This window comes from Streptomyces sp. JJ66 (assembly GCF_019303495.1).
Taxonomy (GTDB): domain Bacteria; phylum Actinomycetota; class Actinomycetes; order Streptomycetales; family Streptomycetaceae; genus Streptomyces.
This window is the reverse complement of sequence record NZ_JAEVFI010000026.1, coordinates 36,851-48,733: the sequence shown is the minus strand read 5'-3', so window position 1 is coordinate 48,733 and position 11,883 is coordinate 36,851. Positions and strand designations below refer to the sequence as shown.

Genomic DNA, 11,883 nt, shown 5'->3' with positions numbered 1-11,883 from the left:
CGCGCCGGTCTGCTGCGCAGCCGCGGAGCGCCGTCGCTGCGCGACGGGGAGGAGCTGCGCTCCTGCGGAACGCTAGGGTTTTTAATGCCGCTGCGCGGCATTAAAAACCGGCGCGCTGCGCGCGCCTTGGCTGGCTAGGTAAGTGGTGTGGCTACGGCAGCAACTGACGAAGGCTCCGAGTGAATTAGTTCCACGAGAAAGGGAGGCGAATTCTTTCAGGCGATTCCGGGCCAGTTCCGTAACTCTGATATCAGTCAACTCAGTTGAGTTCGCTTCATGCTAAAGCGTGAAACCAATATGTGCAACTTCATAGTAGAGTTCTGGTGGTGAGTCAATTTCACTGGCGAAGTCCATCCAGGCGTCTTCCATGAGGGTTTCATCTCCAGTTGCCCAGCTGTCGATGAGTCTGTCCCAACTGCGTTGGGACGGGCGGACGGTGCGTTCGCTGGCGGTACTCTGGGCTCCTTGAGCCTGACGGGCGACATCACGCGGGTCGACGGGCTCGATGGTCATGCGGCGCCCATGGGCACGCTGCCGGAGCTGGGGGGCGATGGCCTGACGGACGGTAGGGGGCAGTGTCCGTCCGGAGCGGCGCCAGTTGGTGGCGCGCAGCGTCCAGTAGGCCTGGTTGATCTTCTCGCGGTTGATGCGACTGACGTTGCGCGCGCCGGCCTGCCAGCGGCGAGCGGTGCGCCTGGGGACTCCGGCGCGATCCAGGGCTGCTCGTCCCCCGCGTCTGCTGGTGAGGTAGTCCAGTTGGGCTTCGGTGTCGATGAGTTCCTGGGGGGGAATGATGTCGCCGGATTCCACGAGGTCTTGAACCTCGCTGTCCATCTGTTCGCCGAAGGTGACTCCGCCGCTGTCGGGGCCGCGCCCCCAGTTCCCGAGCGGGCCGCCTGTGTGTTGTGGGCGCGCCACTACCTTTCCCCTTTCCGGGAAACCCGCTTCGCCTTAATCTGGTTCAGGGCGAACCCTTGAGAGAACAGCGGCTTCCCGTTCCGCTGGGCGGCCCAGGCGTCACCAGTGACGTGGAGTTCGTCGACACCTCCCACATGAACGACTCCCAGGCCTGCTTGGTAGGCTCTGACTGCTTTTCGGCGTAGGTTCGCAAACGCCTGACCGCGAATAATATGTTGCCAGTCTGGACGCTTGAGCTCATGGTTCTTCCGGCTGTCCCCCATGGTGGAGATGAGTTTTGCATACATCGCGGCGACGTATGCCTTGGTGAGTGTGTCGCCGTCCTCGATTGCCCGCATGCGGGCGGTGTTGAGTACCTGTACCAACCCTTTGAAAAGTGCCGCGCTGCCTTTGGCGACGTAGGCCTCCCGGATCACCGGGGGCTCGCATAGCTCTCCGTACGAGGGTGATGCCAGGTCGCGCACTCCGAGTACGGTCGATGTCGGCACCCACAGCGGACCGGATGTTTCGCGGTCGTCGCCTAGTGGGTGGGGAAGGTCGGGGTGGTCCCACTCGATGGGGTCGACCAGGCAGATGCCGGCGTAGTCGATTCCCTTGCCGTAGTTGGACAAGTCTTCGAATCCGTCGGGGTTGTGGGTGATAGTGCGCACTGGTAGGTGCGCGGATTGCAGGGCCGCGAGGTAGGCGGCGTTCACATCCAGGTGCGTGATCTCGACACCTTCCGGTACGACGGGGTGGGTGAACTTCGGTCGGGCTTCCCACACGTCATCGGCCTGGTCCTGCCGTTTCCGGATCAGTGGCTCCGGCAGTTTCGGGTAGGTGGTGTGCTCGTAGTTGGTCTCGACTCGAGTCGCCTCGAACAACTCCATCACGTCCGGGATCGCTGAACCGCCGTCACCGGCCAGTGCGTTGAGGGCCGCGTCTGTGTCACCGCCGTGCTCGGCCAGTGCCTGGGCCACCCGGTCGGAGACGAACGTGGCCGGTGCGGCCTTTGCCGGGCTGACACGCCGCTGGCGCGCAGGGTTCTTCGTGGGTGTCTCCCGTGACGGTGTCTGTGCGGGGGCTGCCGTGGGTGAGGTGCTGGAGCGGTCTGGTGTCTTGATGAAGGGCATGGCAGGTGGGGAGGGCTGGTGCGCGGCGACCTGTGTGGGGCCGGGGCTGGTGGGGATATCGGTGAACCGGGCGCACAGCAGGTCGGCGTGCAGGTGGAGGGTGGCGAGCGTGCCGAAGTCGCGTTCAGCGACGGCTAGGTGGGCTTGGTCGCTGGTGCGGGTCAGGGTGAGGGTGATGTCCGTGTCCAGCGCGGCGACGGTACGGGGGTCGTCGGTGTCCAGGACGGCAAGGACTGGCAGGTGCCGGGTACGGGCGAGGTGGGCCAGGGCCTGGACGGCGTCCGCGATCGCGGTGGGGCCGGACAGGGGCAAGCGTGGGTTGTGGACGGTCTGCAAGCGGTCGACGACCACGAGGGCCAGGCCGTCGACGTCGGGGGCTGTGGAGACGATGGCCTCGGCGTCGAGGTCGGCGCCATCGTCGATGAACAGCGGGGCGCTGGCGAGAAGTTGGGTGGTGCCTGTGACGGCTCGGCGCTCGTCCGCGGTGAGGTTTCCGGCTCTGAGTCGGCGGTAGTCGACAGGAGTGTGTGCGGCGATCGCGCGGGCGGCGACATCGCCGCTGGTCAGGCCGGAAGCGGCGTACAGAACAGGCAGGTTGCCGGTGAGGGCCGTGGTGCGCGCGGCCGTAGTGGCAATCAGGCTGGCGCCAGCGCCGGGCGCGCCGGCGACGAGGTAGAAACGGCCTGGCTGCAGGCCGCCCAAAGCCTGGTCGAGGACTGCGAGACCGGTGGGCAGGCCCGGCATGGCGGGCACGACCTCGGTGTCAGGGTTCTCCGTCCCGGTAGTGGGGGTGGGGAAGGTGGTCAGGGCGTCTGAGAGGGGAGCGAGGCGCCGTGGTGCTGGGCCGGCTGCGGGAGTGGCGGGGGCAGGCGGCTTGGCGGGGGTCGCATGCGGTTGCTGGAGCGTGGCGGCAGGGGTAGTGGGGTCAGGCGTTGGTGACGGGTCGGTGGCGGGGGCGTGGGCGTCGGGGATCAGGACGGCGACCGGGGTGGAGTGGCGGCGCAGGACCTGTGGGGAGCCGGTGGCGGCGTACTGGATGAGTTCTCCGAGCTTTCCTCGCGCCGCTGCGGTCGGCCACGACGCAGCGGCGGCCAGGTCCCATCCGGCTTCCTCGGCGGCCTGGGGGGACGCCAGGAGTGCCCGGTACTCCCGCCCCTCGCTCTTGCGGGTCAGGGGCGTGGGCCGACCCTCAACTGCGGCCTTCACCAACTGCGGCAGCATCCCTCGTGCCTGATGCAGCGTCGATGGTGTTGGTTGGGTCGGCGGTACACCTTCGTCGGACACCACGACGCCCCTTTCTCACCTGTCACAGTCTCCCAGGGAGTGCACGCCTCACCGGGATGTTGTCACGCCAAGCATAGCGGTACAGATATGAGTTCGGTACAGAAATTGGGATGGTGGTGGTACAGAAATGCAGAGGTCGGAGGCGGGCGCGGTAGGGACGTGCCGGGTTGCAGGTTGGCGCCAGGTGGCCGCCGAGGCGTTGTCTGATCGTGGGCTGGGTCCGGTGCGGTCGGCAGCACGTGATGCCCAGACCGAACCGATGAGCGCTCAATGAGTGCTAAACTCGCCGGAGCTCAGCGGGCAACCAGGAGGAGTGGTATGGCCAAGGGGACGGCGAACAACGCGGTGAAGCGGCGTCGCGCCGAGCTCAACCTCACTCAGCAGGAAGCTGCGCGGCGCTCTGACGTATCCCTGGCGACGTGGCGGCGCTTCGAGAACGCCGCAGGCGATACCCACGCGCTGGACGGGTTCCGGGCGGGTAACCTGCAAGGATTCGCACGGGCGCTGAAACTCAGTGTCGCAGCGCTGAGGCAGCTGGGCGGCGCCGATGTGTCATCGGGCGCGGGTGAGGGGCCTGCCGAAGTCGATCGGCAGACGACGGATGTCGTGCGTCTGTTCAACAGCTCGTTCAAAGGTGATCCGCTCACCCCGGCCGATGCCATGGCCCTGGCAACCACCGTCGATTTCTCCGACTTCGCGCCCACTCAGGACGGCAGGCTGCACCTGGACAGCTCTTTCAGCTACGAGTTCGCCGCTTTCCTGAAGGGCGAGGCGACGATCCGGGACGTCGGTCTGCTGTGCGGCCTCCCGGAGCTGGCGCTCACCCAGGTCAACGATCACTGGCTGGTGCGCATGGGGGAGCGCATCATGCGGATTGGCAGCGAGCTGGGAGCAGGGCGCGTCCCGCGCGCTCAGTGCCTCGCCGACGAGTACGCGCTGTGGCTCGTCATCCAGAACACCGCCCCTCCCCAGCTCGACGACCTCCTCGACACGTTCCCCGGACTGCGCGATGCGAACGACGTGTTCGGCTACGACCCCGATGCCGATGACCCTGATGACGGAGCCGCGATCCGGGAAGAGTGGATGAACCGCATGGTGGGCGGTCTCCTCCCGCCGGACGAAAGTCACAACCACCGCCGGTACGACCTGACCGTCATGGAAGCGTACGGACAAGGCGTCTATGACCCTACCGACCCCCGTCACCCCCTTCGCTGGTTCGACCGAGACGACCTGCGCGAACGGTGTACGTCAGAGCTGGACTTCGTCAGACTGCCGAGAGAAGAACAGGAAGCACGAACCGCCGAAGCACTCGGCCGCATGTCCGAGTTGCTGTCTCCACGAGCGGCCAACACCTCACATGAGCGGTAGCGGCCCGCCGGTCTACCCCGCTGAGGCTCCCCCAGCTCTGCATACTGGTGCGAAGACGATGGTCCACAGACCCCATGGACCATCCGGGATGCCCGCAGCACCTGCGGCAACTCCGACGCCCTCTGACCGGCAGCCTGGGGGATGAATGCCGTCCCAAGCGCGATTACGCCTCCCTATTCGGATCTTCGCCAGCCAGACGGCTGGACAGCTCAGCCCGCAGCTCGGGCATCGGGATGTGAGCACCCAGCAAGCCTGCGAACTCTCCCAATCCCCAGGTGATCAGCTGCCCGCTGCGGGTGAGGTAGAAGCCGACCCGCTCCAGACGGTAGAGATCCTCGAAGTCCAGCAGCGCGTACCCGGCCAACTGGTACGCCGCCGCTGGCGGGAGACGGACTGGATCCTTCAGCGCTTTGAAGTCCAGCAGCAGCCGACCGGCGATCAGGTCCGCGTCCGCGCCGCCCACCGCGCGCGAGCCGGCGAAGACAGGCCCTGAATGGCACTCCTCGGCCCCGGAGCCGACGCGCAGCTCACCGAGGGCGTCCTGCGCAAGCCGCACCTGCGCCGTGAGGTCGTCCACCATGTAATCGGGGACCTGGGCAAGCAGCGCGGGCAACGTCAGCCCGGCAGCCAGACGCACAATCGCCGACCCCGGGTACAGGACACCGGAGCGGTAGACCTCCTCGAACCACACCATCGCCACGCACAGGCGGGCCAGCCGGTCCTCAGCCGCGGCGGCCAGCAGTATCGGCTGGCGCCGGTCCTCGGGCCGCTCCTGCTTGAGCAGAATGCGCAGTTCACTCTCCAGGTCCCGGCCGGTTGCCAGAATCGCATCGGCAACGTCGGGGCGCCGCATACTCGCGCACCAGGCGGCCGCGCTCGCGATACCCTCGCGGACCGCGCCGTCGATCACCTGCTGGCAGGTGAAGGCGTAGCGCAATCGGTGGTCAATCGCCGCGCCGAGCGTGCCCCATGCCGGCCGTACCCCAGGCGGTGGTGTCGGCAAGGACACCGGCCGCTGCGCGGCGCGGGCTGCGGCGCGGTAGGTATCCATCGCCGCACGCGGACGTGGCAGGTGTAACGCGGTAAATCGGGTGAACGGGCTGTCGGGCGAATCGATCTGGGACGTCAAGGACAATCCATCGCTCCTCTCTCCAGGCGCGGACTGGCCGCAGGGCAGCCACACGCATCGATCCCATCGTCGCGGTCCTACAGGGCAGATGCGGCAGCTTGCCAAGTCAGGGCTTCCGCCACGCGTCGCAGCGATGCTGTGCACCCTTGCTCACGGCTCCCCGATCACTCCTGCGCGTCGGCTCCCCGTGGGGTGGACGATGACCGGCCAAGGCGTGAGGCTGCACGGCGGCACGGCAAGCGAGGTCCTTGACCGCACGGCGGTTCGCGGCTGGCAGTGCCCGTGATCAACGGTCTGGGCTGCAGTCCGAGCAGACGTTGTCGTCGTTGAACTCGAAGTGCACATCGCTCGGCAACAGATGATTGAACCTGCAGGCGGTACACAGGTCCCCGCCGCAGTTTCCACAGCCGACATAGCGCCCACCGGCGTACTCGTAACGTCGCTTCTCGATCCAAGGGTCATCACACGCCATGTCGAGTCTCTCTTCGTCGAGATCGTCTTCTCCCGCCCCAGGCCAACGAGCGCACCCATAAGGTGGTCACACGGTCAGTGTGGCGTACGCGACCGAGCTCGCCAGGCTCTGGTTCCAGGCCATGCCCGACAGCAACGACGCCCAACGTGCCGCGACCGAGGCCGCCGCGAAGGCGCAGACCCGCACCGCCGAGCACCTCCCTCGCCGCGCGGCTGGAGCAGCTGCACACCCAGGCCCGTCCCGAGCCGGTCCGGCCGGCGCCGTGGTCGTGGCGTCTGCCCGAGCTCGCTGCCGCCCGCTGGACGGTGAGGCCCTGGAGGTGATCGCGTGAGCACCGTCCCGGAGATGTCCGGCGTCGACCTCGCGCGCCGGGCCCTCCTCGCGGCTCTGGAGGCGGCGAGGAAGAACGGCGCCGCCCGGCAGAAGCCGAAGCGGCGCACCGGCACCGCCGTACGTCGGGACGGCCGCGAGCCGCTCGGGCTGGGCGCCGCAATCACAATGATGATGACCGAGCGGCCTGGTCGCCCCGGCCGCTGGCGGCAGCGTCCTGGCTCAGTGGGAGGCCATCCTCGCTGCGGCCGCGCCCGAACTCGTCGGGCGCGTCCAGGCCGTGGCGTTCGATGCGGACACCGGCCGCCTGGATGTCGCCGCCGACGCCCCCGCGTACGGCACGAAGGTCCGCTGGAGCGCCGAAGATGCGGGTCCGGGCGGGTGTCAGGCTGCCGGTGTCGGGTGTCGCCCAGGCGGCCTGGCGGTTGCCGGTCGCGCTCCCTTTTGTGCGTCCCAAGGGAGCCGGTCCGGTCCCCGGCTGGAGAAAGCCTCACTGCGGGCCCACGCCAAGTCAGCAACGCTCCCTTCACTCGTGCTTCCGGTTCTGGTCGACGTGTCGTTCTGGAAGGCTTCGATCTTCGCCAGAGCGCGTTGCCCAGGTCTCGGACTTCGGGGGTGTACTCGATCCCGCATTCCTGGGCGGCTTCCCGGGTCCGGGTCTCGTTCTCCGCCCGGGTGAGCGTGGCGGGCTCCCTGTCGAGGATGCCGTCGATGAGCAGGCCGGTGTTCACAAACGGCTCAGCGGCCGGGCCCTGCCCCTGGGCCGCTTCCCGAAGGAGCTCACGCTTGAGCTGTCCGTCGCGTGCCCCTCTCGTGGCGGCCTGCCGGACATAGGCCGCGAGAGGAACGTCGAGCTCGGCCGCGTGCTTGCTGATCAGGGCATACTCTTCGGGCGGGAAGGCCGCCAGGACCTCGAGGCCCGAGGGCTCTGTGTCGGTCATGGCACCCAGGATGGCCTTCGACTCTGACAATTCCGCAGCATCCCGCCCTGTCGATCGCGGTTGCACACCCCATGAACGGCAGCAGACCCGCGACCCTACGGCTCCACTATCCGTGCACCGCCGGGCCGGCAGGATCCAGTGTGTGCGGGCGCCTCGATGAACTGTCGCCGCTGGTCTTCTGGTCTTGCTGCGCCCAGCGCCGCCCACATGATCTGGCCGCCCGGTGGATGTGTGAACGCCCAAGGGGGCGGGGGCGCTCTCATAGGAACCGTCGATTCCTCGCCGATGGCTGCGTTGCTCTACTGGAGCGGCCTCCCCCCAGCACGCTCACCGGCTCATTCTTAGGGAACGATATGAGTGTTCTGCGCAGTGCCCCGTGCCCGGATTCAGCCGCCGGCGGTCCCGCCGCCCGCACCGGGCCGGTGATTGGTCGGCGTCCCCTGCTCGGAGGGGCGGTAGCGATGTCGCTGGGACTGCTGGGCTGCACGTCGAGCGGCTCGAAGGACCAGCCCGCAACGGACGCCCGCGCAGCCGCGGCAAAGGAGGACCCGGCTGTCGTGAAGGTCCATCTCCTGGGAACCGGCGGCCCGGAGATGTCGATAGCCCGTGAGGGCATATCCACCTTGATCGATGCGGGCGGCCAGCGGCTGCTGTTCGACGTGGGGCGCGGTGCCACGCAGAACATGTACGAGTCGCGCATCAACCCCAAGAACGTCACCAAGGTCTTCTTGACACACCTGCACAACGATCACTACGAGGGTTTGCCGAGCTTGTGGCTCAACCCGTGGTTCATGCTGGGTCGTACCGAGCAGTTGGAGGTCTGGGGGGCCGCCAGGGACCGCCGGGATGGTCACCGGCATGCGCGCGATGTACGCCCATGATCTGGAGCACCGCTCGAACGAGCTGTTGAAGAAGGAGTACCTGGACATCAACGTCCACGAGATCGAGCCGGGAACGGTCTATTACACCGGCGGCGTCAAGGTCACCGCCTTCACCGTCGAGCACAGGGACGGCAATCCCGCCTACGGCTACCGCGTCGACCACGCCGGCAAGTCTGTGCTGCTGTCCGGAGACACCACGTATCACCCCAACGTCGTCGAGCACGGCAGGGGCGTGGATCTGCTCGTCCACAACGTCATCGCCTTCGACGAGGAGCTCACCCGGAGCGGGAAGCTGAAGGCGGTCGAGGAGAAGCTCACCACGCCCGAGCAGGCCGCACGGGTCTTCTCCCAGGCCCGGCCGCGCGTCGCGGTCTTCTCGCACATCGCGAAGAAGGGCCTGCACGGCAAGGAAGGCGACGATGTCATCATGGACCGCACCCGCAAGGCCGGGTACGGCGGCCCTCTCCACATGGGGCTGGACCGCATGACCGTCCACATCGGCGACGACGTCACCGTGCATCCGCCGGCTCCCACCGACGGGCTGCCCGAGCTGGACAGCCCTGAGGTCAAGCTGTGAGGACGATGCCTGCGCGAGGCGCGGTGGTGTTCAGGCGTATTGGCCCAGGCCGCTTGCCTGGAGAGCCGCCTTGTCGTTGAAGCCGATGACGTAGCCGTCGGGGTCCTGGATGTAGAACTCGCGCTGATTGTTGTGGTCGGTCGTCATCTCCTTGACGACCGTTGCGTGCTGGGAGGCGTGCTGGTAGAAGCCGTCCAGGTCGTCGACGGCGAGGTAGAGCATGCCGGCGAAGCCGATGGGCTGGTCGGCCAGGACGGGCAGCCACTGCTTGAGGTCGTCGTTGCGGTAGAGCATGGCGCAGAACTCGCCTTGGTAGAGGAGCATGTGGATGTCGTCCCCGGGGCGCGAGGTGCTGGAGTCGACGTCGAAGCCGAGCTTCTTGTAGAAGGCGATGCTGGCGGCGGTGTCGGCCACGCTCATGCACGGTGCGAAAGGCATCGGGGAGTCCCTTCTGGACGCGGTGGTGTTTCGTTTCTCGCACATCCCGGCCCGGTCGGCTTACCCACAGCGGCCAGCCGGGTCATGACCACCCCTGCTCCGGTTGGCCCGTGAAGCTCCTTGGGGCGGCGCTCCTGCGGATCGCCGGGGGTGCGGGGGCGTCACCTTGCGCGGATAGGCGGTCTGCCGCTCCGGCTATCCGCGATGATGCAGGGGTGATCCTGTGCCGCATCCTGACTCCTGAGCCCGTTCTCGACCTTCCCCGGGCGGTCTGGGCCGGGGCGGGCGGGGACTCGTGAGCGGGCCCCGGCGCTGTGTCAGCGCCGACGAGCGCCGTGCACGGCTCGGCATCCGGCATCTCCTCGCTCCCGCCCATCACGCGCAGCGGATGGAGGATGTCGCCCGCGCCCTGGTCGGCCTGCACGCCACGGACCCCTCCACCGTGTTCCTGGCCGCCGCCGCCCGCACCAGCGCACCCGAGATCACGGCGATGGAGCACGCCTTGTATGAGGAGCGGAGCCTGGAGCGGATGCTGTGCATGCGCCGGACCATGTTCGTCGTCCCCGCCCAGCTCGCCCCGGTCATCGAGGCATCCACCGGCCGCGCCATCGCCGCCAAGGAGCGCGCGGCCTGCGCCGTCTACCTGCGCGACGGCGTCGGCTGGAGCGCGGAGCGGTACGCGGCGGTGGAGGAGGACCTGCTGGCCGCGCTTGCCGCCCGCGGTGAGGCGAGCGCGGCGCAGCTGGCCGCCGATGTGCCGGCCCTGCGCGAGCAGGTCACCGTCGCGCCCGGCAAACCGTACGAGGCGCGCCAGTCGGTCTCCTCACGGATCCTGCGGGTTCTGGCTGCGGAAGGCCGCATCCGCCGTGGCCGCCCCACGGGGAGGTTCAATTCCAATCAGTTCCGCTGGTCCCTCTCCCCTCTCGCCGAAGCGGCCGACGCCTGGGAGAGCGGCGCGGCGAAGGCGGAGCTGGCCCGCCGCTACCTGGCCGCCTTCGGCCCGGCCACCGTCGAGGATCTCAAGTGGTGGACCGGCTGGACCCTCACCGACACCCGCAAAGCCCTCGCCGCCACCGGCGCCGAGCCCGTCACCCTCGACGACGGAAGCGCCACCGGCTACCTCCTGCCCGACGACCTCGAACCCGTCCCCGCCCCCGAACCATGGGTCGCTCTCCTGCCCAGCCTGGACCCCACCCCCATGGGCTGGCGCCAGCGCACCTTCCACCTCGATGCGGCACACGTCGGCGACCTCTTCGACCGCAACGGCAACATCGGGCCCACCATCTGGGCGGACGGCCGCATCATCGGAGCCTGGGCCCAGCACCCCACCGGCCGCATCCACACCCACCTGCTCACCGACCCTGGACCATCCGCCCGCCGGGCCGTGACTGCCCGGGCGCGCGCCCTTGCCGAATGGCTCGGAGACCTGCGGATCACCCCGCACTACCGCACCCCCCTGGAACGCCGGCTCGCGCAACGCCCATGACCCCCGGCAGCTGCGGGATCATCGTTGCGTTGCCGGCCAGGTCGCGGCGGAGAGGGTGGGGGCGGGTTGTAGGGGTCCGGTGGGTCGGCGATCGAGGGCGACGGCGGCGTTGGGGTGGCTGAGCAGGTTGTTCACGGCGCCGGTGAGCGTCGGCGTGCCCAGGGGTGCTGGGGCGGCGTGGCAGCCCTTCGGTGGTGCGGGGAGACGGGCGGCGCGGTGACGCGGCCGGTCAGCGGATGATCTTGACGCCGAAGCGGGTGCCGAGGGCCAGGCCGAGGGCGGTGTGGAGGTGGGCGTACATCTCCATGCCGCGGGCCGCGGCGAGGGGGCCGAGGTCGATGACGTCGTGCCAGCCGTACCCGGTGAGCAGGTCGGTGGCCTGCTGCTTGGCGTCGGCGTGGTCGCCGGCGATCAGCATGGTGTGGTCGCCGCCGGCGATCTGTTCGGGGTGGGTGACGGTTTCCTGTTCCTGGGTGACGAAGGCTTTGACGACCTTGGCCTCGGGCAGGGCGCGCTGGATCTGCTCGGCGAGGCTGTTGGTGTCCACCGGGTCCAGGCGCGGCATGACACCCCACGGGGTGGGCCACGGGCGCTCGACCTGGTCGGGCTGCTGGTAGACGTAGGGGACCGTGTAGTCGATGAGGGTCTTGCCGGCCAGCGCGGCACGGGGGAGGGCGGTCAGGGCCGTCACGGCGTGGGCGCCGTCGATGCCGTTGATGACCACCTCCGCGCTCTGCGCGGCGCCGGCGAAGGTGTGCAGCGGGATGCCGGGGTGGGCGGTGTGGAAGTCGCGGTAGGGCGGTGTGCCCATCATGTCCGGCTCGGTGCGGGCCAGGGTGGCTGCGGGGTCGCGGGTGCCGACGGTGATGTGGTGGCCGAGTTCGGTCAGGCGGGTGGTGTGGCAGCGGGCTCCGGCGCCGGTGCCGAGAACAGCGATCTTCATAGCG

Annotated in this window: 10 protein-coding genes; 4 read left to right on the top strand and 6 right to left on the bottom strand. The window is 68.5% G+C overall.

Features of this window, described 5'->3' with window-relative positions; all coding sequences use genetic code 11:
• Positions 1 to 279: 279 nt before the first annotated feature.
• Positions 280 to 834, bottom strand: a complete 555-nt coding sequence (locus tag JJV70_RS17725) for a hypothetical protein (RefSeq protein WP_219048981.1) — start codon at positions 832 to 834, stop codon at positions 280 to 282.
• A gap of 83 nt (positions 835 to 917) precedes the next feature.
• Positions 918 to 3,314 carry a type II toxin-antitoxin system prevent-host-death family antitoxin gene (locus JJV70_RS17720; RefSeq protein WP_219048980.1) on the bottom strand — a complete coding sequence of 799 codons (2,397 nt, stop codon included), beginning with the start codon at positions 3,312 to 3,314 and terminating at the stop codon, positions 918 to 920.
• 318 nt (positions 3,315 to 3,632) lie between these two features.
• Here JJV70_RS17720 and JJV70_RS17715 point away from each other — a divergent pair, with 318 nt between their 5' ends.
• Positions 3,633 to 4,682 carry a helix-turn-helix transcriptional regulator gene (locus JJV70_RS17715; protein ID WP_219048979.1) on the top strand — a complete coding sequence of 350 codons (1,050 nt, stop codon included), beginning with the start codon at positions 3,633 to 3,635 and terminating at the stop codon, positions 4,680 to 4,682.
• Between the two features lie 163 nt (positions 4,683 to 4,845).
• Here the strand turns inward: JJV70_RS17715 and JJV70_RS17710 are convergent, their stop codons facing one another.
• On the bottom strand, positions 4,846 to 5,811 hold the full coding sequence (locus JJV70_RS17710) for a hypothetical protein (RefSeq protein WP_219048978.1): 966 nt from the start codon (positions 5,809 to 5,811) through the stop codon (positions 4,846 to 4,848).
• 965 nt (positions 5,812 to 6,776) lie between these two features.
• Positions 6,777 to 7,070 carry a hypothetical protein gene (locus JJV70_RS17705; protein WP_219048977.1) on the bottom strand — a complete coding sequence of 98 codons (294 nt, stop codon included), beginning with the start codon at positions 7,068 to 7,070 and terminating at the stop codon, positions 6,777 to 6,779.
• Positions 7,071 to 8,015: 945 nt separating this feature from the next.
• Between JJV70_RS17705 and JJV70_RS17700 the strand changes: the two genes are divergently transcribed.
• Together JJV70_RS17700 and JJV70_RS17695 are read left to right on the top strand one after the other, a co-directional pair.
• Positions 8,016 to 8,435, top strand: coding sequence for an MBL fold metallo-hydrolase (locus JJV70_RS17700; RefSeq protein ID WP_219048976.1), 420 nt, complete (start codon positions 8,016 to 8,018; stop codon positions 8,433 to 8,435).
• Complete coding sequence (locus JJV70_RS17695) at positions 8,413 to 9,012, top strand: MBL fold metallo-hydrolase (protein ID WP_219048975.1); 600 nt, start codon at positions 8,413 to 8,415, stop codon at positions 9,010 to 9,012. Before JJV70_RS17700 ends, JJV70_RS17695 begins: the two co-directional genes overlap by 23 nt.
• A gap of 30 nt (positions 9,013 to 9,042) precedes the next feature.
• Here the strand turns inward: JJV70_RS17695 and JJV70_RS17690 are convergent, their stop codons facing one another.
• Complete coding sequence (locus JJV70_RS17690) at positions 9,043 to 9,450, bottom strand: glyoxalase/bleomycin resistance/extradiol dioxygenase family protein (RefSeq protein ID WP_219048974.1); 408 nt, start codon at positions 9,448 to 9,450, stop codon at positions 9,043 to 9,045.
• A 295-nt stretch (positions 9,451 to 9,745) separates the two neighbouring features.
• Between JJV70_RS17690 and JJV70_RS17685 the strand changes: the two genes are divergently transcribed.
• A complete protein-coding gene (locus JJV70_RS17685; protein ID WP_308294879.1) occupies positions 9,746 to 10,936 on the top strand; it encodes a winged helix DNA-binding domain-containing protein in 1,191 nt (396 codons plus the stop codon).
• A gap of 229 nt (positions 10,937 to 11,165) precedes the next feature.
• On the opposite strand, the gene JJV70_RS17680 is transcribed toward JJV70_RS17685, so the two are convergent.
• Positions 11,166 to 11,879 (bottom strand): NADPH-dependent F420 reductase, encoded by a 714-nt coding sequence (locus tag JJV70_RS17680; protein WP_219048973.1) that lies wholly within the window; start codon positions 11,877 to 11,879, stop codon positions 11,166 to 11,168.
• Positions 11,880 to 11,883 lie beyond the last annotated feature (4 nt).